This window comes from Frigoribacterium sp. PvP121 (genome assembly GCF_017833115.1).
Classification (GTDB): Bacteria; Actinomycetota; Actinomycetes; order Actinomycetales; family Microbacteriaceae; genus Frigoribacterium; species Frigoribacterium endophyticum.
In genome coordinates, this window is sequence record NZ_JAFIBR010000001.1 from 112,307 (window position 1) to 136,159 (window position 23,853).

Genomic DNA, 23,853 nt, shown 5'->3' on the forward strand with positions numbered 1-23,853 from the left:
CCGCCCCCGTCGTGGCTCGGTCAGCGGTAGTCGCCGCGCACGATGGCCTCGGCGTACTTGCGCACGTCCGGGCCGGGCTCGTAGTCGATGAACCGGCCCTTGAGGCGCTCGTTGAGGGCCGCGAAGGCGTCCTCCCACGAGTCGCCCTCGCCGGTCTCGGCGGCCACGTCGCGGACGGCCTCCTGCAGCACGCGGTCGGCGTCGGTGAGGATCTTGTCGCGGGCCTCGTCGTTCCAGACGACGTCGGTGAGGTCTGCCATGGTGTTCGCTCCTACTTCTTCGCGGCGGTCAGGGCGGACTCCTTGTGGGCCGCCTCCGACCCGGACTTGTCGGACTCGACGATGAAGTACGGCTCGTCGCCCGAGGCCTTGAAGGTCTGGCCGTCGAACTCGAACTCCTTCACGCGCTTCTCCTTGACGGTGCCGTGGGTCTCGCCCTGCGGCGTGTTCCACGTCACGTGGTCGCCCTTGCTGAACGTCATCGTTGCCTCCTGGCTGGCGGCCCGGGGTCGAGCCGCGGGTCGGTGATGGTGCGGTGCCGTGCACGCTACGCCGCGCCTCCCCGGGGTTCTCGGCTCGTCGGGAGGAGGGGTACTTCAGGGCGCCCGGTGCCGACGACCCGAGCCCCTGGGCGGCGGCCCAGGCGGCCACTTCCCTGCGGACGCCTGCCGACACTGCCGACGGACGAACCCCGTTCCGTTCATCGCACCCCTGCAGGACGGGGTGCGATGAACGGAACGGGGTGCGCTGGCGCGCGGCGCGGCGCGCTAGCGGCTGCGGCGCGGGCGGCTGCGGCCGGTGCCGCGCTGGGGCCCGCCGCGGCCCTTGGCCGGCGTCTTCCGGGCGCCGGCGCCGCGCGGGTCGGGAGCCGACCCCTTGCGGGGCTTCGCCGGTGCGGGCTCGTCCTCGCGCCTCCTCGACCTGCTGCTGTTGGCGGTGCGGCCGCGCACGACGCCGATGAAGTCGTCGATGTCGTCGTCGAGCTGGCCGTCGGGCCAGACCAGCGCGATCGTCGTGGGGCCGAGGTCGGCGACGAAGCGGTGCGTGGTCCCCTTGACGCCGTGCAGGCGGGCGAGCGCCTGCGGCATGACGGCGACGCCCGCGCCCGTCGCGACGACGGCCACGGCCTCGGCGAGCGAGAGGGCGGGGTCGAGGTCGTGGCGGTGCTCGCCGTCGAGGTCGGCGAGCGCGACCTCCTCCTCCTTGCCGAGGGCGGCGATCGGGTGCTCCTTGTGCACGACGACGACGATCCGCTCCTCGTAGAGGGGGATCACCGAGAAGTCGTCGCCGGTCGGCAACGGCAGGCGGCCGAGCAGCATGACCACCGGGTCGTCGCCGTCGAAGGCCGTGAGGGGCTCGTCGCCGTCGACCTCGACGACGTCGAGGGGCAGGTCGCCGCGGCGCTCCTCCCACATCCGCGACCACTTCGCGAGCGTCACCCCGGGCACGAACCCCAGGCGGAAGGAGGCGCGGGTCGGCTCGGTCGTCATCGGCCCAGGCTACCGGTGCCCCCGCCGGGCCCCGCGGCCCCGCCTCCCCCGCCTCCCCCGCCGTGACGAACCACGTCCTCGCACGCGAACCCCGCCGCGGCGCGGTTCCGGTGCGAGGACGTGGTTCGTGGCCGCACGTCGCCGGGCCGGTACCCTGGGCGGATGAGCGACGAGACCCCCCGCGGCAAGGCCCCGCAGACCCTGAAGCCCTTCACGGCCGCGAAGAAGCTCGGGGTGCACCTGCCGGCGACGCCCGAGTCGTTCCAGTCGACCCCGATCACGCGCGACGAGTTCGCCGAGCTCACCGCGAACCCGCCCGAGTGGCTGGCCGAGCTGCGCCGCACCGGCCCGCACCCCCGCCCCGTCGTCGCGCAGAAGCTCGGCGTCACCATCTCGGGCCTCGCCCGGGGCGGGGTCGAGGAGGCGCTGACCACCGACGAGATCCACGCCCTGCTCGAGCAGATGCCGGCCTGGCTCGTCACCGAGCGCGCCAACATGGCCGAGGTGCGCGAAGAGGAGCAGCGCGTCAAGGACCGCGACGCCGGCCGCGCCGCCCTCCGCGCCGAGCGCGACGAGGCGGAGCGCCGCGAGGCCGAGCGCTCCGGCAAGTAGGCAGACCCCGCCCCGGCCTGCCCCGCCCCGGCCCGGCCACCGGCTGGCGGTCGGCGGGCGACGGGCTCCCCCGTCGCGTAGCTTCTGAGCCATGTCCTTCAACGACGACGCCCGCATCGACAGCAGCAAGGTCACGCGGCGAGGCCGCGGCCGCACGATCGGCGTCGCCGGCGGCGGGGTCGGCATCGTCGGCGTGATCATCGTCGTGCTGATCGGGCAGTTCACCGGCGTCGACGTCAGCGGCGTGCTCGGCGGCGGCACCGGCTCCGACGGCGGTGCGCAGTCCGGCGAGCAGGGCGTGGCGAACTGCACCACCGGTGCGCAGGCCAACGAGGACGTCCAGTGCCGCATGGCCGGCGCCGCCGACTCCCTCGACACCTACTGGGCCACCGCGGCCCCGCAGCTCGGCGCCCAGTACGTGACGCCCGAGTTCGCCCTCTTCACGGCCGCCGTCGACACGGGCTGCGGCTCGGCCTCGAGCGCGACCGGCCCGTTCTACTGCCCGCCCGACCAGACCCTCTACGTCGACACCGACTTCTTCGAGCAGCTGCGCGAGCAGTTCGGCGCGACGGGCGGCCCGCTCGCCCAGATGTACGTCGTGGGGCACGAGTGGGGCCACCACATCCAGCAGCTCACCGGGGCCTTCGACCGGGCCGACCGCAGCGCGACCGGGCCGGGCTCCGACACCATCCGGCTCGAGGTGCAGGCCGACTGCTACGCCGGCGCGTGGGTCGGCGCCGCCTCCACCATCCAGGACGACCAGGGCACGACCTTCCTCGAGCCGGTCACCGACGCCCAGGTCGCCGACGCCCTCGACGCGGCGGCCGCCGTGGGCGACGACCGCATCCAGGCGCAGAGCGGCCAGGTCGACCCCGACACGTGGACGCACGGCTCGGCCGAGCAGCGTCAGCGCTGGTTCGAGGCCGGGCGCGCCGGCGGGCCCGGGGCCTGCGACACGTTCAGCGTCCCCGCCGCCCAGCTGTAGGAGGCGCGGGCCGGCATCCGCGACCACGCTGCGGCCGTCCGCATCGCCCGCCGGTCGACGACCACTGGCCGCTCCGTGAGAACTCCCAGCCAGCTCCCGACCTGTCGTCCCCCACCGGGAGCAGACTCAGGGCACGCTGCGAGGAGGCACGACATGGCACGTTCGGGCAAGGCGGTCGAGTTCGACCGGTACGGAGACATCGACGAGCTGCACTTCGTCGCCCAGGAGCTCCCCGTCCCCGCCGACGACGAGGTCGTCGTCGAGGTCGTGGCGGCGGGGCTCAACCACATCGAGAACTTCATCCGGCAGGGCGACTTCGTCGACCGCCTCCCCCTCGAGTTCCCCGCCCGGCAGGGCTCCTGCTTCGCGGGCATCGTCAAGAAGCGCGGCTCCGCGGTGCGCGACCTCGCGGTCGGGGCCGAGGTGCTCGGCCACTCGATCGGCGGCGGGGCGCACGCGACCTGGGTCACCGTGCCCGCCACGGCGGTCGTCAAGAAGCCGATGAACGTCGAGTGGGAGGTCGCCGGCGGCCTCTACCTCGCCGGGGTCACCGCCTACGACATCGTCCGCGGGCTGCACCTCGGCGCGGAGGACGTCGTCGTCGTGACCGCCGCGGCCGGCGGCGTGGGGCACATCGAGTGCCAGCTCGCCAAGGCCGCGGGCGCGACCGTGATCGGCACCTGCAGTCCCCGCAACCACGACTACCTGCGGTCGATCGGCGTGATCCCGATCACGTACGGCGAGGGCATCCAGGAGCGCATCGAGGCGGCGGTGACGCGCCCCGTCACGGCGTTCATCGACAACCACGGCGGCGACAACCCGGAGCTCGCGACCGCCCTCGGCGTGCCGGCCAGCCGGTTCAGCTCGAGCGACGACCGCCTCGACGTCGAGGTGCGCTTCATCACGGCGGAGCGCGACGACGCCGAGCCGGCGATGATCCTCGGCGCCCTCGCCAAGCTGATCGCCGAGAACAAGGTGCGCGTGCTCATCTCGGGCTTCTACCCGTTCGACGCGGTGGCGCAGGCGTTCGACGACCTCGCCGAGAAGCACTCCCGCGGCAAGGTCGTCGTCGGCATGCAGCCGGTCGAGACCGGCGCGCGCTCGCACTGGTACCTGTCGGGCAAGGCCAGGGCCGTCGCGGAGGCGCGGGACTGACGCGCTCCTAGCTCACGTCGCCGGGGGGACGCAGCAGCGCCCCCGGCGCGCGCACCGTCGCCGCGGCGACCGCCATGGCGTCGGTCAGCGCGGCCGCCCAGTCGGTCGGGCCGGGCCCGCTCGTGCCGGCCAACAGGCTGGCCACGATCGACGCGAACGTCGCGTCGCCCGCGCCCATCGTGTCGACCACGTCTCCGGCCGAGACGGCGACGTCGCGGTGCAGCAGCGGGCCGTCGGCCAGCTGGAGGTCGGCCCCGTCGGCGCCCCGCGTGGCCAGCACGGCCCCGGCGCCCGACGCGAGCAGCGCCTCCTGCCAGCCCTCGAGCGAGGTGCCCGCCACGAGGTCGGCGTCGTCGGAGCCGATCTTGACGAGCAGCGAGACGGCGGCCGCACGGGCGAACCCGGCCCGGAAGTCGTCGACGTCGCGGAGGAACCCGGGCCGCGGGTTCGGGTCGACCACCAGCCGCGGCGGCTCGGCGCCGACGTGCTGCAGCAGGCGTTCGGTGAGCCAGGCGTCGTCGAACGGGTACGAGCTGACGGCGACGAGGGGCGCCACGGCGATCGCCGCGACCTGCTCGGGCGAGAAGTCGAGGCCCCGCGCGACGGCGGCCTCGGTGAACGAGTAGCTCGGCTCGCCGTCGACGCGCTCCGAGACCGCGCGGCCGGTGCCGAGCGGGTTGACCGTCGCGACCAGCTCGACGCCGTGCTCGGCGAGGTGCGCGCGGACGGCGGCGCCGTCGGCGTCGTCGCCCACCGAGGCGAGCAGGGTGGTCGGCACGCCGAGCCTGGCGAGGCCGACGGCGACGTTGAGGCCGGCGCCGCCGACGTGGTCGTCGGAGCCGGCGGGGGTGCGCATCTCGTCGATGAGGGCGTCGCCGACGACGACGACCCGGCCTGCGGTCTGGTCCATGCGGGCAGCCTACCGAGGCCCGCCGTCACCGGCGACGGGCCCCGGTACGCTGTCGCCGTGACTGACTACGCTCTCGCCGTCGACGTCGGCGGAACAAAGGTCGAGGCCGCCCTGGTGGCCGCCGACGGCACGCTCGCCCCGGGCAGCCGCGACCGTCGCCCGACCGGCCGCGCCTCGAGCAGCGACGAGCTGGCCGGGGCGGTGCGCGACGTCGTGGCGCACGCCCTCGCCGCCGTCGGCCCCGACGACGTCGTCGTCGGGGCGGGCATCGGCAGCGCCGGCCCGGTCGACCTCGTGCACGGCACGGTCTCGCCCATCAACCTGCCCTCCTGGCGCGGCTTCGCGCTCCGCGACCTGGTGGCCGAGTTCGTCGCGGGCGTCGTCGCCCCCGGCGCCCCGGTCACGCTGCGGCTCGACGGCGTCAGCCTCGCCCTGGCCGAGCACTGGGTCGGCGCGACGCAGGGGGCCGACAACGCCCTCGCGATCACGGTGTCGACCGGGGTCGGCGGCGGCCTCATCGTCAACGGCCGCCTGCTCTCGGGCGGCACCGGCAACGCCGGGCACATCGGCCAGATCCAGATCGCCGACCGCCCCGCGGGCCAGAACGCCTCCGCGGCGACGCTCGAGGTCATCGCCTCCGGCCCCAACGTCGTGGCGTGGGCCCGCGCGCAGGGCTGGCAGGGCGAGCGCGGGGAGGACCTCGCGGCCGGCTACCTCGAGGGCGACCCCCTCGCCGTCGCGGCGGTGCGCCGCTCGGCGAACGCCGTCGGCGAGGCCGTGTCGTCAGTCAGCACGCTGCTCGACCTCGACGTCGTCGCGATCGGCGGCGGGTTCTCCCGCGTCAGCGCCGACTACCTCGACCTCGTCCGCCGCACCGTTGACGAGGCCCCGGTCAACGACTACGCGCGGCGGGTGCGCGTCGTGCGCTCCGGGCTGAGCGACGAGAGCCCGCTCGTCGGGGCGGCCGCGCTCGTGTGGCAGGCCGGCCTGCTCGGCTGACCCGCGCCTCCCCCGACTCTGCCTGCCGCAGACCGCCCCGGTGGGCGAGTTCGACGCGAGCGGGCGCGCGTACTGGCCCGCGCGGGTCGAACTCGCCCGCGGTCGCGCGCCCGCGGCACCCAGCCCGTGAGAACGGTTCCCGGCAGGAGCAGCCCCCCAGGAGGCGCGCCTAGGCTCGTGTCGTCCCCCACAGCGTCGTCGGAGATCAGCGCGCCCACAGGCGCGCGAGACACCCGCAACCCCCGGAGGTAACCCCGTGCCCACCACCGTCCCCGCTCTCGTCGCCGCCTCGGCCGGCGCCTCGTTCGAGCGCAGCACCATCCAGCGTCGCGACGTCGGCGCCCACGACGTGCAGATCGACATCGCCTTCGCCGGCATCTGCCACAGCGACATCCACCAGGCCCGCGAGGAGTGGGGCAAGGCCATCTTCCCGATGGTGCCCGGCCACGAGATCGCCGGCGTCGTCACCGAGGTCGGCTCCGAGGTCACGAAGCACAAGGTCGGCGACCGCGTCGGCATCGGCTGCTTCGTGGACAGCTGCCGGGAGTGCGAGAACTGCCTCGCCGGCGAAGAGCAGTTCTGCGTCAAGGGCAACGTGCCCACCTACAACGGCCGCGAGTACACGGGCGAAGAGACCTACGGCGGCTACAGCAAGCAGATCGTCGCGAACGAGAACTACGTGCTGTCGATCCCCGAGGGCATCGCGCTCGACGAGGCCGCGCCGCTGCTCTGCGCCGGCATCACCACCTACTCGCCGCTGAAGCACTGGGGCACCGGCCCCGGCACGAAGGTCGCCGTCGTCGGCATGGGCGGGCTCGGCCACATGGCCGTCAAGATCGCGCACGCCATGGGCGCCGAGGTCACCGTCATCAGCCAGACGCTCTCCAAGCAGGAGGACGGCCTCAAGCTCGGCGCCGACCACTACTACGCGTCGAGCGACCCGTCGACCTTCGACGAGCTGAAGAGCTCGTTCGACCTGATCATCAACACGATCTCGGCCGACATGGACATCGACGCCTACGCCCGCACGCTGCGCCTCAACGGCACCATGGTCTTCGTCGGCCTGCCCGAGAACCCGCAGTCGTTCCGCGCCGGCTCGCTCATCATGGGCCGTCGCAGCCTCGCCGGCTCCAACATCGGCGGCATCCGCGAGACGCAGGAGATGCTCGACTTCTGCGCCGAGCACCAGATCGGTGCCGAGATCGAGACGATCAGCGCCGACCAGGTCGACGAGGCCTACGAGCGCGTCGTCGCCAGCAAGGTGCGCTACCGCTTCGTGATCGACACCGCCACGATCTAGTCGCCCCGCAGCACGACGACGGCCCCCTCCCGACCAGGGAGGGGGCCGTCGTCGTCCGCGGGCGGGTCCGCCGGGCCCGGGCGACGGCGTCGGCCCGTCGGCGTCGGTCTCGCCCGCCGTGGGCCCCGAGGAGTCGCGGGTCGCCTAGCGCGGGCCGGCGGGGGTGTTGAAGCGGTGCAGCCAGCCCGAGAACTGCCCGAGCTCGTCGTCCGTCCAGCCCTCGACGTGGCTGCGGAACACCGCGCGGTTCTCGTGGCGGACCTCGAGCATGCGCGCCTCGGCCCGCTCCGTGCTGCGCAGCGTCGAGACGCGGCCGTCGGAGGCGTCGGCCACGACGTCGACGAACCCGGCGTCGCGCAGCAGGGCGACCTGCCGGCTCACGGCGCTCTTGTCCATCGCCATCGCACGGACGATCTCGCCGGCCGTGCAGGGCTGGTGCTTCATCACGTAGCGCAGCACGTAGAACGCGGTCGGCGGCACGTCGGGGTCGAAGCGGGAGGCCGCGGCGGCGATGGTGCGCTTGGCCTCCACCATGAGCGAGCCGATCTCGTCGACCACGCTGGCCATCAGGCCCTCCCGGCCCTCGTCGTCGGCCTCGGGGAGGCGCGGGGCGTCGAGCACCGCGCCTCCCGGCTGGCCGTCATCGGTCGGCTGCGACATCTTTCTCCTCGACCAGGGACGAGAACACCGGGCTCTCGCTCAGCTCGTCGTCGGACACGGGGTGGCCCGCCACCTCGGCGGCCCCGGTCGCGATGATCGTATCGATGGTGCCGGTGCGCGGCTGTGCCTCGGCCGGGGCGCTCGAGACCGCGGGCGCGAGCCCGGCGGTCGCCGCGGCGCCCTTGGTCGCCGGGGAGGCGGCGGCTCCGTCGACCGGCGCCGCGCCTCCCTGGGGGCCGGCCGCGGCGGCGCGCTGGATGCCCGACTTCGTGCCGAGCTCGACGTTCGGCAGCAGGCAGACGAACACGATGGTGATGATGGCGAGCGGGGCCGCGATGAGGAAGACGTCGGCGACGCCCTGGCCGTAGGCCGACTCGATGATGGTGCGGATCGGGCCGGGCACGGTGCTGAGGTCGGGGATGCTCGTGGTCGACTCGCCGCTGCCGAGGGCGCTCGGGTCGACGCCCGCGTCGGTGAGGCCGTCGGTGATGTAGCCCGAGACCTTGGTGCCGAGCACGGCGCCCATGACCGAGACGCCGATCGTGCCGCCGAGGCTGCGGAAGAACGCGACGCTCGAGGAGGCGGCGCCGACGACGCTGACGTCGACGGAGTTCTGCACGACGAGCACGAGGTTCTGCATCACCATGCCGATGCCGAGCCCCATCATCGCCATGAAGACCGAGACGACGGCGAAGTTCGTGTCGTACTCGATGGTCGACATGAGGAAGAGGCCGGCGGCGAGGAGGATCGAGCCCACGATCATGTAGGGCTTCCACTTGCCGTACTTCGAGATGAGCGCACCGGCGACCATCGACGAGATGAGCAGGCCCAGCACCATCGGCAGGGTGAGGATGCCCGCCATGGTCGGCGACTGGCCGCGGGCCAGCTGCATGTACTGGCCGAGGAAGACGCTGGTGCCGAACATCGCGACGCCGACGCTCAGCGAGGCGATGACCGCGAAGGTGAACGTGCGGTTCTTGAAGAGCGTGAGCGGGATGATCGGCTCCTTCGAGCGGAACTCCACGACGACGGCGAGGGCGAGCAGCACGGCCGCGCCGAGGCCCATCAGCCAGCTGGTGGCCGAGGCCCACTCGAACTGCTTGCCGCCGAGCGACACCCAGATGAGCAGCAGCGAGACGCCGCCGGCGATCAGCCCGGCGCCCCAGTAGTCGACGACGACCTTCTTCTTGGGCTTGGCCGGCAGGTGCAGCGTGCGCTGGATGACGATCAGTGCGGCGATGCCGACGGGCACGCCGACGAAGAAGTTCCAGCGCCATCCGATGGTGTCGGTGAGCACGCCGCCGAGCAGCGGGCCGCCGATGGTGCCGACGCTCATCACGGCGCCGAGGTAGCCCATGTACCGGCCGCGCTCACGCGGGCTGATGATGTCGCTCATGACGACCTGCACCAGGGCGGTGAGGCCGCCGGCGCCGAGGCCCTGGAAGACGCGGAAGGTGATCAGCGTCGCGGTGTCCTGCGAGAAGCCGGCCGCGACCGACGCGAGCACGAACAGCACGAGGGCCACCTGCAGCAGCACCTTGCGGTTCGTCAGGTCGGAGAACTTGCCCCACAGGGGCGTGCTGACGGTCGTCGCGAGCAGCGTGGCGGTGATGACCCAGGTGTACGAGGTCTGGCTGCCGTTCAGGTCGCTGACGATGCGCGGCAGCGAGGTCGACACGACGGTCGACGAGAGGATCGCCACGAGCATGCCCATCAGCAGGCCCGACAGGGCCGTGAGGACTTCGCGGTGGCTCATGCCGGGCGCTTCGCCCGGTTCGTGGGGAGCCGCGGGCTTCGTGCCCGCGGCGGTGGTGGTCTGCGACAAGGTGCGCTCCGTGGTCGTTCTGAGATGGGGGGTCGCTGACCGCCGTTGGTCAGGTAGTTGCTGAACGTCAACCATACGCCCTAGTTGACGGAACGCAACCATCTCGCTGCAGATCGTGCAGACTTTTTCCCGAGATGCGTCCGCACACGACGGAGGCGCGGTGTGCGTCCTCCGCACACCGCGCCTCCGGCAGGCCCTCGCGGGCTAGCGCACTTCCTCCGGCCGTTTCTTCCGGAACATCTCCGCCGGCTGGTGCTCGCCGTTCCACACCTGCGTGATGCCCCAGACCACGGCCATCAGCGGCACGGCGATGACCGCGCCGACGACGCCGCCGAGGATGGTGCCGGCGGTCAGGGCGACCAGGATGACGAGGCCGTGCAGCTGCAGGGTGCGGCCCATCAGCACCGGCTGGAGGAAGTTGCCCTCGAGCTGGTTGACGAGCACGACGACGGCGATGACCCAGATGGCGGCCACGGGGCCGTTGGCCACGAGGGCGACGAGCGCCGCGAGGATGCCCGCGGCGGTGGCGCCGACGAGCGGGATGAAGGCGGTGAGGAAGACGACCACGGCCAGGGGCAGCGCCAGCGGCACGCCGATGATCGCGAGGCCGATTCCGATGCCGATCGCGTCGACGGCGGCGACGGTGGCCGTGCCGCGCACGTAGCCGCCGAGGGTGGCGACCGTCTTGTCGCCGATGCGGCGGGCCCGGGCGTACTGCTCGCCCTTGAACGGGCGGAGGAGGAACTCCCAGATGGCGGGGCCGTCCTTGAGGAAGAAGAACAGCACGACGATCATCAGCACGAGGCCGGTCGCGAAGCTGCCGATGGCGCTCGCGCCGGCGAGGGCGCCCGAGCCGAACTGCGCGCTCGTCACGAAGTCGACGACGGTGTTCCGCACGGACTCGATCTGGTCGTCGGTGATCGAGAACGGCAGGGTGGTGATCCAGTCCTGCAGCTGGTTGAAGCCCTCCGTCGCCGACTTGGCGAGCGTCGACGCCTGGTTCTCCACGGCCCAGACGAGCAGCCAGCCGACGAGGCCCAGCACGACCACGACGCCGAGCAGGGCGATGATCGTGGCGAGGAGGCTCGGCACCCGGTGCCGGCGCAGGAAGGCGATCAGCGGGTACATCGCCGAGGCGAAGATCAGCGCGAGCAGCACGGGCAGCGTGACGAGGCTCAGCGAGAGGAAGGTGTAGATCACGGCGATGCCGACGACGACGACGGCGATGATCTGCAGGCTGCGGATGGCCAGCCGGCCGAACGCGTCGGTCCAGATGCTGCTCTGGACGGCGGCGTTGTGCTCGACCACCTCGGCGTCCTTGGTGCGGAAGAGTCCCACGGTTCGTCCTCGTCGTTCTGTGTGGTGGTCATGGTGCGCGGCCGGAGGGCGTGCGACGACGTCGCGCGGTGCGCGACCGTCTCATCGAACTACCTGAGGGGCCCGGAGGGCCACCAGCCACGCGGGCGACGGGAGAGGAGCGCGCGGGCAGGGCCGCCGGGCGCCGTCAGGCGCGGGGCCGCAGACGACGCCAGACCGCCCTCGTGCGCAGCGGGTCGGCCCGCCACCAGCGGGTGAACGGCACCCCCGAGCGCCCGTGCACGGCGAAGACCCGCAGCGCGCGCCGCGTCCGCAGCCCCGGGTCGGCGCCCCGGTCGAACGGCCGCGCCGAGATGCCGGCCACGACGTCGCGCCGGTAGACGAAGCGACCGCCCCGTTCCTGCGCCAGGTCGCCGAGGTGGAGGGCGAGGTCCATGTCGTCGTGCAGCCCCGTGTCGCGGCGGTGCACGACGTCGCTCACGGCCGCCCACGCCGACCGGCGCATCATCATGGTCGACCCGAACAGCGGCCAGTGCGCCAGCGCCGAGCCCACCAGCCAGTGGTACGCGCCGACGTACGCCGCCGAGAGGAGCCTCTGGGCGCCCACGGGCGCGTCGTAGAAGCGGGCTCCCGTCGTGACCGCCAGCACGTCGTCGCCGGCCTCGAGGGTGCCGGCGAGCTCGGCGACCCAGGTGCGGGGCAGCACGCTGTCGGCGTCGCAGCGACCGATCAGGTCGCCGGTCGCGGCGTCGTACCCGGTGGAGGCGGCGGCCGCGATGCCGACCACGGGCTCGGCCACGACGCGCGCACCCGCCGCGGTCGCGACCGCCACGGTGTCGTCGGTGCTGCCGTTGTCGACCACGAGCACCTCGTCGGGCAGCCGCGTCTGGCGCGCGAGCGACCGGAGGCAGGCCTCGAGGTGCCGCGCGTCGTCACGGACCGGGATCACGACGGAGACTCGCACCGGCCCAGTCAACCGCGCCTAGCCTGGGCCGGTGACCACCACCGTCGTCGTCGTGTCCGACACCCACGTGCCGCAGAAGGCCCGGGCCGTGCCCGACGAGCTCTGGGCGGCGGTCGAGGCCGCCGACGTCGTCGTGCACGCGGGCGACTGGACGGGCACGGCGATCCTCGACGAGTTCGAGCGGCGCTCCCGACGCCTGGTCGGCGTCTGGGGCAACAACGACGGCGACGAGCTCCGCGCCCGGCTGCCCGAGGTGGCCCGCGAGACGATCGACGGCGTGCGCGTCGCCGTCGTCCACGAGACGGGACAGAAGGAGGCGCGGGAGGCCCGTGCGGACCGCCTCCACCCCGAGACCGACCTGCTGTTCTTCGGCCACAGCCACATCCCGTGGGACTCGACCACCGCCTCCGGCACGCGCCTGCTCAACCCCGGGTCGCCGACCGACAAGCGGCGACAGCCGCGGGCGACGTACCTCAGCGTCGTGCTGGACGCGGGCACCGTGCGCGACGTCGTGCTGCACGAGCTGCCGCTCCGGCCGACGACCCGGTCGCGCCGGGCCGACCTGCCCGCGGGGCCCGTGCGGGAGATCGACGTGATCGTGCCCCACCCGCGCCGCCGCGACTGACGGCGACGCGAGCCGGGGCTAGGAGGCGGGCGTCTCGGCCGGGGCGGGCGTCTCGGCCGGCGCCGACTCGGTGGGCTCGGGCGTCGGCGTGGCCGTCGACGTCGCCGAGTCGGAGTAGCTGTTGCCAGCCGCGGTCACGACGAAGTTGCGGAACTCCTCGTTGGTGAACGGCAGGCTCGGGTCGTACTGCTGGCCGTTGACCAGGACGGTGGGCGTGCCGCGGAAGGTCTCGACGTCGCTGTTCGGCAGCGGGCCGTCGAGCACGCGCTCGGTCGAGGCGCTGACCCACGAGGCGAACTCCTGGTCGTCGATGCAGGTCTCGATCGCCGAGGCCTGCTGCACGCCGTCGACGCCCGTCGCGATGTCGGCGAGCTGCGAGTCGTCGAGGCCGCGCGTGCCCTCCTCCGGCTGCTGGTCGAACATGGCCGTGTTGAAGTCGAAGAAGGAGTCGGGCGAGTAGTTCGCGACGCAGGCGGCGGCGTTCGCGGCCCGGTTCGAGTACTTCGTGCCCAGCGAGCTGTTGGTGAGGATCGCGATCGGGTGGTACTCGACCGTCGCGGCGCCCGACGACACGAGGCCGGCGATGTAGTCGTTGTTGGCCGCCTCGAACTGGCCGCAGATCGGGCAGAGGTAGTCGAGGTAGACGACGATGTCGACGGTGTCGGAGGCGGCCGTGGTCTCGGTCGCGACGGGCTCGTCGCCGGCCTCGAGCGCGGGGGTCGTCTGCGCGACGAAGTCCTGGCCGATGCGGATGCCGTCGCTCGCCATGTTGGCGGGGCCGGGGCCGGCGGGCTTGATGCTGTTCGTGATGACCAGCACGACGCCGACGACGATCGCCACGACGACGAGGCCGAGCCCGCCCTGCAGCACCCAGCGGCTCGTCCGCTGACGGCGCTTCTGCTTCCTGCGGGCGAGCTGCGCTTTCTCACGGGCGGCGGCCCGCCGCTGGTTCTTGGTCAGCGACTTGTCGTTCTCAGTCATGGGGGTGCGGTTCTCCGATGCGCGACGGGGGTCGGGGCGTCGCGTCGTTGAGGGGCAGACGGGTAGGGCGGAGCGGGTCGGGGAGCACGTGGCGCGCCTCCGGCCCCCCGTGATCTTAGGAGAGCGCGCTGGGAGATGTCCGGACACCATCCCCCGACCCCCCTCCGGCCACCCGTCCGGGGGCCCTGCACGGGGTGGTTCTGTGGCATGCTGAGGCACGGTGGTCATCGTCGATCAACACGGTTGATCACCGTCCATTCACAACGGATCGTCCGGCACGTACCTGCCGGTGAAGGAGAAACGAATCATGGCGTCCGTGACGTTCAGCAAGGCAACCCGTCTCTACCCCGGCTCGACCCGCGCAGCGGTCGACGCCATCGACCTCGAGGTCGCCGACGGCGAGTTCCTCGTCCTCGTGGGCCCCTCGGGCTGCGGCAAGTCGACCACCCTCCGCATGCTGGCCGGCCTCGAAGAGGTCAACAGCGGCGACATCTTCATCGGCGACCGCAACGTCACCGACGTGCCGCCGAAGGACCGCGACATCGCGATGGTGTTCCAGAACTACGCGCTGTACCCGCACATGACCGTCGCCGAGAACATGGGCTTCGCGCTCAAGATCGCCGGCGTCGGCAAGGAGGAGCGCGCGACCCGCGTCCTCGAGGCGGCGAAGCTGCTCGACCTCGAGCCCTACCTCTCGCGCAAGCCCAAGGCCCTCTCCGGCGGTCAGCGTCAGCGCGTCGCCATGGGCCGCGCCATCGTGCGCCAGCCCCAGGTCTTCCTCATGGACGAGCCGCTGTCGAACCTCGACGCCAAGCTCCGCGTCCAGACCCGCACGCAGATCGCCTCGCTGCAGCGTCGCCTCGGCGTCACCACGGTCTACGTCACCCACGACCAGACCGAGGCCCTGACCATGGGCGACCGCATCGCGGTCCTCAAGGACGGCGTCCTGCAGCAGGTCGGCACCCCCCGCGACCTGTACGAGAAGCCGCAGAACGTCTTCGTCGCCGGCTTCATCGGCTCCCCCGCCATGAACCTGCTGCCCGCCGACGTCGTCGACGGCGGCATCAAGTTCGGCACGGCCGTCACCTCGGTCGACCGCGACACCGTCGGCCAGGCCAACGGCAAGAGCGTCACCGTGGGCGTCCGCCCGGAGGACGTCGTGGTCAACACGACCGGCGAGGGCCTCGCGGTCACCGTCGACGTCGTCGAAGAGCTGGGTGCCGACGGCTACCTCTACGGCCACACCGAGGTCGACGGCGCGCGCGTCGACATCGTCGTGCGCGTCGACGGCCGCAACCACCCGGGCCTCGGCGACACGATCTACATCACGCCGCAGGCGCACCACGTGCACGTCTTCGACACCGAGAGCGGTCAGCGCCTCGGCGACAAGGCCGTCGTCAGCGCGTAGCCCCCGCACCCCCGATCGGCCCGTCGCGTCGCCAGGAGAACCTCTCCGAGCGACCCGGCGGGCCGATCGCCCGTTCCGCCCCCCGACCACACCCGATCGCCCGGCGCGCCCCGGCCGTCCGACCAGAGAAGACCCATGAGCGACTCCCTCAACATCACCTCGGCCACCGTCGACCCGGCGCTGCTCGACCTGCCGTGGTCCCTCCCCCTCGACGAGTGGCCCGACGAGGCCATCGCCGCCCTGCCGAAGGGCATCTCGCGGCACCTGGTGCGCTTCGCGCACCTCAGCGGCTACGTGATCGCGATCAAGGAGACCTCGGGCGAGATGGCCCGGGGCGAGTACGAGATGCTCCGCACCCTGCAGCGGATGGACATCCCCTGCGTCGACCCCCTGGCCGTCATCACGAACCGGCGCGACGTCGACGGCTCGCCCCTCAACCCCGTGCTCGTCACGCGGCACCTCAAGTTCTCGCTGCCCTACCGGGCGCTGTACTCGCAGACGCTCCGCCCCGACACCGCGAAGCGGCTCGTCGACGCGCTGGCCCTGCTGCTCGTGCGCCTGCACGTGATCGGCTTCTACTGGGGCGACGTCTCGCTCTCGAACACGCTCTTCCGGCGCGACGCGGGCGCCTTCGCGGCGTACCTGGTCGACGCCGAGACCGGCAAGCTCTACCCGGGCGGGCTCTCGAACGGCCAGCGCGAGAACGACCTCGAGGTCGCCCGCGTCAACATCGCCGGCGAGCTGCTCGACCTCGAGGCCGGCGGGCGCCTCGACGACAACCTCGACGCCGTCGACGTCAGCAACGGCATCGTCGCGAAGTACCGCAGCCTCTGGACGGAGCTGACCGGCAGCGAGACGTTCTCCAGCTCGGAGCGCTGGCGCATCACCGACCGGGTCGAGCGGCTCAACGACCTCGGCTTCGACATCGAGGAGCTCGCGATCAAGACGGCCGAGGGCGGCACCCAGGTGCGCATCCAGCCCAAGGTCGTCGACGCCGGCCACCACTCTCGCCGCCTGCTGCGCCTCACCGGCCTCGACGTGGAGGAGAACCAGGCCCGGCGCCTCCTCAACGACCTCGACGCCTACCGGCTGCGCACCGGCAACACGGACGCCGACGAGGAGATGGTGGCGCACGAGTGGGCCGCCCGGGTGTTCGAGCCGGTCGTCCGCTCCATCCCCCGCGACCTCCGCGGCCGCCTCGAGCCGGCGGAGGTCTTCCACCAGCTGCTCGAGCACCGCTGGTACCGCTCGCAGCAGGAGAACCGCGACGTGCCCATCGCCGAGGCGCTGACGTCGTACATCAACGACGTGCTGCGGCACCGCCGTGACGAGCGCACCGTCATCGACCCGGCCACCGAGTCGATCACCCTGCCCGACGCCGAGCTGCTCGAGGCCGAGGACGACGACGACTGGCGCTCCAAGGTCTGACCCCGACGCGGTCCCTTCCGCGACCACGCAGAGGAGGCGCGGTGCCGGTCGACCGGCACCGCGCCTCCTTCGTGGGGGCTGACGAGCGCTACGAGCGCTCGGCGCGCAGCTTCGAGATCTCGTAGAGCGTCACGCTCGCGGCCATGCCGGCGTTCAGCGACTCGACGGCGCCCGTGATCGGGATCGACACGATGGCGTCGCAGGTCTCGGCGACGATGCGCGAGAGGCCCTTGCCCTCGCTGCCCACGACGACCACCAGCGGGCGGTCGGCGAGCTCGAGGCCCGGCAGCATGACGTCGCCGTCGCCGTCGAGGCCCAGCACGAAGACGCCCTGGTCCTTGAACGACTTGAGGGTCTGCGTCAGGTTCGACGCCATGGCGACGGGGATGCGGGCCGCGGCGCCCGCCGAGGTCTTCCACGCCGAGGCGGTGAGGCCGACCGAGCGGCGCTGCGGGATGATGACGCCCTGGCCGCCGAACGCCGCGACCGAGCGGATGATCGCGCCCAGGTTGCGCGGGTCGGTGATGCCGTCGAGCGCGACGAAGAGCGGGTTCTGGCGACGCTTGATCGAGCCCTCGAGCAGGTCGACCGGGTGCGCGTACTCGTACGGCGGCACCTTGAGGGCGACGCCCTGGTGCACCGAGTCGGGGCCCGTGAGGCGGTCGAGCTCAGGGCGCATGACCTCGAGGATCGGCAGCCCGCGACGCGTCGCGAGGTTGAGGATCTCCTTCGTGCGGTCGTCCATCTCGATGCGCGCGGCGATGTAGAGCGTCGAGGCGGGGATGCGCGTGCGCAGGGCCTCGAGCACCGAGTTGCGGCCGGTGACCATCTCGCTGTCGTCCGAGCTCTTCGGCTTGCGACGGGGGGCGTCCTGCCCGCCGCGACCGGCGATCGGCGACCCGGCGCGGGGGCCGTTGCCGCCGCGCCCCCGGGCGGCGTCGAGGCGCTCGCGCGCCGCCTTCGCCTTGCCTGCGGGGTGGTACGGGCGGTCCTCCGCGGCGGGCGTGGGCTTCTTGCCCTCGAGCGCCTGGCGCCCCTGGCCGCCGCTGCCGACCTGCTTGCCCTTGCTGCCCTTGCGGACGGCGCTGCTGCTCGGCCGCCCCTTGTTCGCTCCGCTGGTGTTCTTCACTGTTCGAGGCTCCAATGCGACCCGCTGGGGGTGTCTTCGATGGTGACGCCGGCGGACGCCAGCATCTCGCGTACGCGGTCGGCCTGCGCGAAGTCGCGCGCGGCCCTGGCTTCCTGGCGGCTGGCGAGGAGGGTCTCGACGAGGGTGCCGAGCGCGCGGTGCGCGTCGCCCTCGTCGTCTCCGCGCCACTCGGGCGCCAGCGGGTCGATGCCCAGCACGGCCACCATGGCGGCGACGTGCTGGCGGTCGCGGGCGGCCGTGTCGAGGTCGCCGTCGTCGAGGGCGACGTTGCCCGACCGGACGGCGTCGTGCAGCACGGCGATCGCCTGCGGCACGTTGAGGTCGTCGTCCATCGCCTCGGCGAACTCGTCGGGCACGACGCGGGCGCCGACACCGGCGAAGCGGGTGTCGGCCAGGCGGCGCTCGGCGCGAGAGAGGAACGTCTCGACGCGGTCGAGCGCGGCCTCCGCCTCGACGAGCGCGCCGTCGTGGTAGTCGATGGTCGAGCGGTAGTGCGCCGCGCTGAGGAAGTAGCGGACGACGACCGGCCGCGCGAGGGCGAGGAAGTCGGCGGCGAAGATCGAGTTGCCGAGCGACTTCGACATCTTCTGGCCGTCGACGGCGACGAGGCCGTTGTGCAGCCAGTGGTGCGCGAAGGCGTCGCCGGCCGCGGTCGACTGGGCCAGCTCGTTCTCGTGGTGCGGGAACCGCAGGTCGAGGCCCCCGCCGTGGATGTCGAAGGCGCTGCCCAGGTACCGCTTCGACATCGCCGAGCACTCGATGTGCCAGCCCGGCCGGCCGTCGCCCCACTGCGACGACCAGCTCGCCGAGGTGGGCTCGTCGGCCTTCGCGCCCTTCCAGAGCGCGAAGTCGCGGGGGTCGCGCTTGCCGCGGGGGTCGGCGTCGGCCGCAGGGGCCATGTCGTCGAGGCCCTGGTTCGTCAGGGCGCCGTAGCTCGGCCAGCTCGCGGTGTCGAAGTACACGTCGCCCGAGCCGTCGGGCGCGGCGTAGGCGTGCCCGCGGTCGATCAGCGTCGCGACGATCTGCTGCATCTCGGTGACGCTCGCGGTCGCGCGCGGCTCGTAGGTCGGCGGCAGCACGCCGAGCGCCTGGTAGCCCGCGGTGAACTCGAGCTCGTAGCGGTAGGCGCGCGCCCACCACTCCTCGTCGGTGCCGCTCGAGAGCGCGAGGATCTTGTCGTCGATGTCGGTGACGTTGCGCACCAGGGTCACGTCGAGGCCGCGGTAGGTGAACCAGCGGCGCCACAGGTCGTAGACCAGCGCGCTGCGCAGGTGGCCGATGTGCGGCGACGACTGCACGGTGGGCCCGCAGACGTACAGCCCCACCCGGCCGGGCTCGAGGGGGACGAAGTCGACGAGCGCCTGCTCGCGGGAGTCGTAGAGGCGGATGGTCACGCGGTCAGCCTATTCAGTGATCGTCGGCGGACGGGTCGGACGACCCGTCGTCGGTGAGCGAGGTCGGGGCGACGGCGCCCCGTGCCGGGGCGGAGGCGGAGGCAGGGCCCCGGGGAGGCGCGGTGCGCGCCGCCGGGTCGACGACCGACACCAGCGCGGTCGCGATCGCCGTCAGCCCCTCGCCGCGGCCGGTGAAGCCGAGCCCGTCGGTGGTCGTGGCCGACACACTGACGGGGGCGCCGACGACCTGCATCAGCCGCTCCTCCATCTCGAGGCGGCGGGCGGAGAGCCGGGGCCGGTTGCCGACGACCTGGACGGCGACGTCGACGACGTCGACGCCCGCGTGCGTCAGGCGCTCGACGGCCGCGGTGAGGAAGACCTCGCCGCCCGCGCCGGCGAAGCGCGGGTCGTCGGTGCCGAACATCGAGCCGATGTCGCCGAGGCCGGCGGCCGAGAGGAGGGCGTCGACGACGGCGTGCGCGACGGCGTCGCCGTCGCTGTGGCCGGCGAGCCCCGCCTCGCCCTCGAAGTGCAGGAGGCCGAGGTGCAGCGGCGCGGCCGGGTCGAAGGCGTGGACGTCGATGCCGAGCCCGGTGCGGAGGGCGGGGTCGGGTCGGAGGCGCGGGTCGGGAGCGCCGACCGCCGCGGCCTGCTGCGCCGCGATCGTCTCGGCGCGTTGGAGGTCCCAGCGGGTGGTGATCTTGAACGCGACCGGGTCGCCCTCGACGACGACGACCTCGTGGCCGGCCGCCGCGAACAGGGCGGCGTCGTCGGTGTGCTCGGCCCGGGCCGCGGCGTAGGCGGCGTCGAGGGCCGCCCGCGGGAAGCCCTGGGGGGTCTGCATCGCGACCAGCTCGGAGCGGTCGACGGTGTCGAGCACCGTGCCGGCCGCGTCGACGCGCTTGATCGTGTCGCTGACGGGGAGCCCCGGCACGACGCCGCGGCCGGTCGCCTCGACCGTCGACGCGACGAGGTCGAACTGGGCCGTGGGGGTGAAGGGGCGCGCGCAGTCGTGCACCAGGACGGTCGCGACGTCGGGGGCGACCGCCCCGAGGCCGGCGGCGACGCTGGCCTGTCGGCTGGCGCCTCCCGCGACCACCGCGACGTGGTCGGCGACGTGGCCGGCCGCCGCGACGACGAGCTCCGTGGCGTCGGCGAGCAGCTCCTGCGGCACGACCACGACGATCTGGGTGGGCACCGCCGAGGCGAGCACGGCGTCGAGCGAGCGGGCCAGGATGCTGCGCCCGGCCACCTCGACGAAGGCCTTCGGCGTGCCGAGGCCGAGACGCGTGCCGCTCCCGGCCGCGACGACGACGACCGCCCGACCGACCCCCGTCAGGGAGCCGACCGTGCGGTCGTCGGTGGTGCTAGGACGCAAGAACCTCGTCGAGGACGCTCGACGCCTTCTCTTCGTCGGTCTTCTCCGCGAGGGCGAGCTCGCTGATCAGGATCTGGCGCGCCTTGGCGAGCATGCGCTTCTCGCCGGCGGACAGCCCGCGGTCCTGGTCGCGGCGCCACAGGTCGCGGACGACCTCGGACACCTTGATGACGTCGCCCGACGCGAGCTTCTCCAGGTTCGCCTTGTAGCGGCGGGACCAGTTGGTGGGTTCTTCCGTGAACGGCGCACGGAGGACGTCGAACACGCGGTCGAGCCCCTCTTTGCCGATGACGTCCCGGACGCCGACCAGGTCGACGTTGTCTGCGGGTACCTCGATGGTCAGATCACCCTGGGTGACGCGAAGCTTGAGGTACAGCTTCTCTTCGCCCTTGATGATCCGCTTCTTGACTTCAGAGATCGTCGCGGCCCCGTGATGGGGGTAGACGACGGTCTCTCCGACCTCGAACTGCATGAATCAGGCTCCATTCTGCGACGCCCAGGATAACATGGAAGGTCGGTGGTAAGGCTGCCCTGACGAACCGGCCCCCTCTGCCCTCGCTAAGCTGGGGCAGACCTTTGCCGTGAACTGGATCCTGGAGGCACTCGTGCGAGTCGCATCTGCAATTGACCGTCGAGGCGTCCGCGCCCTCGCCGCCGCCACCGTGGGTGCCGCCGTGCTCGTCGTCGCCGCCGGCTGCAACTTCATCAGCCCCCAGCGCACGACCCAGTTCTACGACGCCAGCGACGGCACGAGCGTGACGGTCGGCGACGTCAAGGTGCTCAACGCCCTGGCCCTCACCGACGACGGCGCCGAGGCCAGCCTCGTCATGTCGATCATCAACAGCGGCGACGACGCCGCGCAGGTGAGCTTCCAGTACGAGACCGAGTCGGGCGACGAGACGCAGACGGTCGACGTCGACGCGAACTCGCAGGTCGACCTCGGCACCGAGGTCGGCCAGGAGCAGTTCGTGATGAGCGACCTCGACGTCACCCCCGGGGCCCTGCTGCCCGTCTTCGTCCAGTACGGCACCGAGACGGGCAAGAGCCTGCAGGTCCCCGTGCTGACCGGCGAGCTCTCCGAGTACGCGACCCTCCTCCCGACGCCGGGCGAGACCACGGCCCCGTCGGCCGAGTCGACGACCCTCCCCTCGCCCGAGGACGGCACGCCCTCGGCCACGCCGACCCCGTAGCGGCACGCGGCGCCCGAGCGGCGCCGAGACGACCAGGGGCCCGGTCCGCGTCAGCGGAGCCGGGCCCCTCGTGCGTCGGCGGCCGGACGGGAGCCGCCGGCCGAGGTCGCCTCAGGCCTCGATGCGGTACCCGAGCCCGCGCACGGTCACGAGCGCCTTGGGCTCGGAGGGCACGGGCTCGATCTTCGAGCGGATGCGCTTGATGTGCACGTCGAGGGTCTTGGTGTCGCCGAAGTAGTCGGAGCCCCAGACCCGGTCGATCAGCTGGCCGCGCGTCAGCACGCGGCCGGCGTTGCGCATCAGCAGCTCGAGCAGCTCGAACTCCTTGAGCGGCATCGCGACGTCCTCGCCGCGCACCGTCACGACGTGGCGCTCGACGTCCATGCGGATGTCGCCCGCCTCGAGCATGCCGTCGGCGAGGTCGTCGCCGTCGTCGGCCCGGCGACGGAGCACCGCCCGGATGCGCGCCAGCAGCTCCCGCGTCGAGTACGGCTTGGTGACGTAGTCGTCGGCGCCGAGCTCGAGCCCCACGACGATGTCCACCTCGCTGTCCTTCGCGGTCAGCATGATGATGGGCACCTGCGACCTCGAGCGGAGCACCCGGCAGACCTCCGTGCCGGGGATGCCGGGCAGCATCAGGTCGAGCAGCACGAGGTCGGCGCCCGACTTGTCGAACAGGGCCAGGGCGGACGGGCCGTCGTCGGCGACCGTCACGCGGTAGCCCTCGCGCTCGAGGATGAAGGCCAGGGGCTCGCTCAGCGACTCCTCGTCCTCGACGATCAGGATGTGGGTGCTCATCGGGTATCGGTGTCTCCTCGTGTGGTGACCATGACAGGGACGGAACGGGTGTCGGGGCGGGCCTCGAACTCGGGCAGCCGGATCGTGAAGGTCGACCCGCTGCCGACCTGCGACCAGACGCGCACCTCGCCGCCGTGGTTCTGGACGACGTGCTTGACGATCGCGAGGCCCAGGCCGGTGCCGCCGGTGCGGCGAGACCGGGCCTGGTCGACGCGGTAGAAGCGCTCGAAGACGCGGTCGAGCTCGTGCTCGGGGATGCCGTAGCCCTGGTCGCTCACCGCGATCGAGACGCCGCCCTCGTCGTCGACGGTCGCGCCGATGCCGATGCGCGACCCGTCGGGCGAGTAGGCGATGGCGTTCGAGACGAGGTTGTCGACGGCGGTGACGAGCATCGTCTCGTCACCGAGCACCTGCGCCTTCTTGCCGCCGCGGACGACGAGGGAGATGCCCCGCGCGTCGGCCTCGACCCGGTTGCGGTCGACGGCGGTGTCGACGACCGACCGCACGTCGACCGGGTCGCTCGACTCGAGCGCGTCGGTGGCCTGCAGCCGCGAGAGCTCGATGATGTCCTGGGTGAGGCGGCCGAGCCGGTCGGCCTCGCGGGTCAGTCGGCCGGCGAAGTGGCGGACGCGCTCGGGGTCGGCCGAGGCCGCGTCGAGCGCCTCGGCGAGCAGGCCCACCGCACCGATCGGGGTCTTCAGCTCGTGGCTGATGTTGGCCACGAAGTCACGGCGCATGTCGTCGAGCCGGCGGCCCTCGGTGTGGTCCTCGGCGAGCACGAGCACGTATCGGCCGCCCAGCACCGCGGCCCGCACGCCGAGGGCGACGGTGGCCTCGGAACCGGGGAGGCGCGCCAGGGTGAGCTGCGCCTCCTGCGGGTCGTCGCTCCGCCGCGCCAGGTCGACGAGGGCCTCGATCTCGGGGTGCACCAGGTGCTCCTGCGCCGAGACCAGGCCGAGCTGGCGGGCGAACGGCGAGGCCTTCAGCACGTTGCCCGACGGGTCGACGACGAGCCCGGCCGACGAGAGGGCGTCGAGCACCGCGTCGATGCCGTCCGGCAGCGTCGTCTCGACGAGTGCCGCGACGCGGGCGGCCCGGCGCTGAGCCGACACCACCACCATCACGACCGCGGCGCCGACCACGACGCCGAAGAGCAGCGAGGCCGGCACCAACCAGGTTGGTTCCATGCAGGTCACGATAGTGAACGCCCGGGGCGGGAACGGACGAGAGCCAGCCGGAGCGCTGTACTTTGGGCACTGTTGGGCCTCCCGTCACCGACCGTTAA

General features: G+C 72.7%; 23 protein-coding genes and 1 pseudogene. 9 read left to right on the forward strand and 15 right to left on the reverse strand.

All coding sequences use genetic code 11. The features are described from left to right. Positions 1–20 precede the first annotated feature (20 nt). The 3 genes from JOE43_RS00480 to JOE43_RS00490 all read right to left on the reverse strand — a co-directional run bounded on the left by JOE43_RS00480 (position 21) and on the right by JOE43_RS00490 (position 1,489). On the reverse strand, positions 21–260 hold the full coding sequence (locus JOE43_RS00480) for a hypothetical protein (protein WP_056057020.1): 240 nt from the start codon (positions 258–260) through the stop codon (positions 21–23). 11 nt (positions 261–271) lie between these two features. Next, entirely contained in the window at positions 272–481 is a 210-nt protein-coding gene (locus JOE43_RS00485; protein WP_056057022.1) for a DUF2945 domain-containing protein, read from the reverse strand. A gap of 285 nt (positions 482–766) precedes the next feature. After that, a complete protein-coding gene (locus JOE43_RS00490; RefSeq protein WP_209513838.1) occupies positions 767–1,489 on the reverse strand; it encodes a LysR substrate-binding domain-containing protein in 723 nt (240 codons plus the stop codon). 162 nt (positions 1,490–1,651) lie between these two features. On the opposite strand from JOE43_RS00490, the gene JOE43_RS00495 reads away from it, so the two are divergent. From JOE43_RS00495 to JOE43_RS00505, 3 genes are all read left to right on the forward strand, one after another. Continuing rightward, positions 1,652–2,101 carry a DUF5997 family protein gene (locus JOE43_RS00495; protein WP_056057024.1) on the forward strand — a complete coding sequence of 150 codons (450 nt, stop codon included), beginning with the start codon at positions 1,652–1,654 and terminating at the stop codon, positions 2,099–2,101. A gap of 91 nt (positions 2,102–2,192) precedes the next feature. Continuing rightward, complete coding sequence (locus tag JOE43_RS00500) at positions 2,193–3,086, forward strand: neutral zinc metallopeptidase (protein ID WP_056057026.1); 894 nt, start codon at positions 2,193–2,195, stop codon at positions 3,084–3,086. A 153-nt stretch (positions 3,087–3,239) separates the two neighbouring features. Continuing rightward, entirely contained in the window at positions 3,240–4,241 is a 1,002-nt protein-coding gene (locus tag JOE43_RS00505; RefSeq protein WP_209513840.1) for an NADP-dependent oxidoreductase, read from the forward strand. A 7-nt stretch (positions 4,242–4,248) separates the two neighbouring features. Here JOE43_RS00505 and JOE43_RS00510 read toward each other — a convergent pair whose 3' ends face one another. Continuing rightward, positions 4,249–5,151 (reverse strand): carbohydrate kinase family protein, encoded by a 903-nt coding sequence (locus JOE43_RS00510; RefSeq protein ID WP_209513842.1) that lies wholly within the window; start codon positions 5,149–5,151, stop codon positions 4,249–4,251. 57 nt (positions 5,152–5,208) lie between these two features. On the opposite strand from JOE43_RS00510, the gene JOE43_RS00515 reads away from it, so the two are divergent. Further along, positions 5,209–6,150, forward strand: coding sequence for an ROK family protein (locus tag JOE43_RS00515; RefSeq protein WP_209513843.1), 942 nt, complete (start codon positions 5,209–5,211; stop codon positions 6,148–6,150). A 256-nt stretch (positions 6,151–6,406) separates the two neighbouring features. Then, positions 6,407–7,450, forward strand: coding sequence for an NAD(P)-dependent alcohol dehydrogenase (locus JOE43_RS00520; RefSeq protein WP_209513845.1), 1,044 nt, complete (start codon positions 6,407–6,409; stop codon positions 7,448–7,450). Between the two features lie 144 nt (positions 7,451–7,594). Here the strand turns inward: JOE43_RS00520 and JOE43_RS00525 are convergent, their stop codons facing one another. From JOE43_RS00525 to JOE43_RS00540, 4 genes are all read right to left on the reverse strand, one after another. Next, positions 7,595–8,110: a MarR family winged helix-turn-helix transcriptional regulator gene (locus tag JOE43_RS00525; protein WP_209513847.1), complete on the reverse strand. Its 516-nt coding sequence runs from the start codon at positions 8,108–8,110 to the stop codon at positions 7,595–7,597. After that, complete coding sequence (locus tag JOE43_RS00530) at positions 8,091–9,866, reverse strand: MDR family MFS transporter (protein WP_209518925.1); 1,776 nt, start codon at positions 9,864–9,866, stop codon at positions 8,091–8,093. Before JOE43_RS00530 ends, JOE43_RS00525 begins: the two co-directional genes overlap by 20 nt. A gap of 273 nt (positions 9,867–10,139) precedes the next feature. Continuing rightward, complete coding sequence (locus JOE43_RS00535; protein WP_185233682.1) at positions 10,140–11,273, reverse strand: AI-2E family transporter; 1,134 nt, start codon at positions 11,271–11,273, stop codon at positions 10,140–10,142. A gap of 166 nt (positions 11,274–11,439) precedes the next feature. Then, positions 11,440–12,216: a glycosyltransferase gene (locus JOE43_RS00540; RefSeq protein ID WP_307803178.1), complete on the reverse strand. Its 777-nt coding sequence runs from the start codon at positions 12,214–12,216 to the stop codon at positions 11,440–11,442. A 31-nt stretch (positions 12,217–12,247) separates the two neighbouring features. Here JOE43_RS00540 and JOE43_RS00545 point away from each other — a divergent pair, with 31 nt between their 5' ends. Next, the gene (locus JOE43_RS00545; protein ID WP_209513851.1) at positions 12,248–12,841 is read left to right on the forward strand and encodes a metallophosphoesterase; all 594 of its coding nucleotides are present in this window, start codon (positions 12,248–12,250) and stop codon (positions 12,839–12,841) included. A gap of 18 nt (positions 12,842–12,859) precedes the next feature. On the opposite strand, the gene JOE43_RS00550 is transcribed toward JOE43_RS00545, so the two are convergent. Continuing rightward, positions 12,860–13,822, reverse strand: a complete 963-nt coding sequence (locus JOE43_RS00550; protein ID WP_209513853.1) for a thioredoxin domain-containing protein — start codon at positions 13,820–13,822, stop codon at positions 12,860–12,862. A 307-nt stretch (positions 13,823–14,129) separates the two neighbouring features. On the opposite strand from JOE43_RS00550, the gene JOE43_RS00555 reads away from it, so the two are divergent. Together JOE43_RS00555 and JOE43_RS00560 are read left to right on the forward strand one after the other, a co-directional pair. Beyond that, the gene (locus tag JOE43_RS00555) at positions 14,130–15,230 is read left to right on the forward strand and encodes an ABC transporter ATP-binding protein (protein ID WP_056057042.1); all 1,101 of its coding nucleotides are present in this window, start codon (positions 14,130–14,132) and stop codon (positions 15,228–15,230) included. 135 nt (positions 15,231–15,365) lie between these two features. Then, a complete protein-coding gene (locus JOE43_RS00560) occupies positions 15,366–16,658 on the forward strand; it encodes a DUF4032 domain-containing protein (RefSeq protein WP_192046268.1) in 1,293 nt (430 codons plus the stop codon). 88 nt (positions 16,659–16,746) lie between these two features. Here JOE43_RS00560 and rlmB read toward each other — a convergent pair whose 3' ends face one another. From rlmB to JOE43_RS00580, 4 genes and pseudogenes are all read right to left on the reverse strand, one after another. Continuing rightward, positions 16,747–17,787, reverse strand: coding sequence for a 23S rRNA (guanosine(2251)-2'-O)-methyltransferase RlmB (rlmB, locus tag JOE43_RS00565; RefSeq protein WP_056057046.1), 1,041 nt, complete (start codon positions 17,785–17,787; stop codon positions 16,747–16,749). Beyond that, entirely contained in the window at positions 17,784–19,202 is a 1,419-nt protein-coding gene (gene cysS, locus JOE43_RS00570; protein WP_209513855.1) for a cysteine--tRNA ligase, read from the reverse strand. The genes rlmB and cysS overlap by 4 nt, the downstream gene beginning before the upstream one ends. A gap of 148 nt (positions 19,203–19,350) precedes the next feature. Further along, positions 19,351–20,580 (reverse strand): annotated as a pseudogene (ispD, locus tag JOE43_RS00575) (2-C-methyl-D-erythritol 4-phosphate cytidylyltransferase); the annotation flags it as partial. Next, complete coding sequence (locus JOE43_RS00580; RefSeq protein ID WP_043597211.1) at positions 20,570–21,052, reverse strand: CarD family transcriptional regulator; 483 nt, start codon at positions 21,050–21,052, stop codon at positions 20,570–20,572. The pseudogene ispD and the gene JOE43_RS00580, both read right to left, overlap by 11 nt. A 109-nt stretch (positions 21,053–21,161) precedes the next feature. On the opposite strand from JOE43_RS00580, the gene JOE43_RS00585 reads away from it, so the two are divergent. Further along, entirely contained in the window at positions 21,162–21,770 is a 609-nt protein-coding gene (locus JOE43_RS00585) for a hypothetical protein (RefSeq protein ID WP_209513859.1), read from the forward strand. 111 nt (positions 21,771–21,881) lie between these two features. On the opposite strand, the gene JOE43_RS00590 is transcribed toward JOE43_RS00585, so the two are convergent. Then, entirely contained in the window at positions 21,882–22,568 is a 687-nt protein-coding gene (locus tag JOE43_RS00590; RefSeq protein WP_209513861.1) for a response regulator transcription factor, read from the reverse strand. Continuing rightward, on the reverse strand, positions 22,565–23,755 hold the full coding sequence (locus JOE43_RS00595; RefSeq protein WP_209513863.1) for a cell wall metabolism sensor histidine kinase WalK: 1,191 nt from the start codon (positions 23,753–23,755) through the stop codon (positions 22,565–22,567). Before JOE43_RS00595 ends, JOE43_RS00590 begins: the two co-directional genes overlap by 4 nt. Positions 23,756–23,853 lie beyond the last annotated feature (98 nt).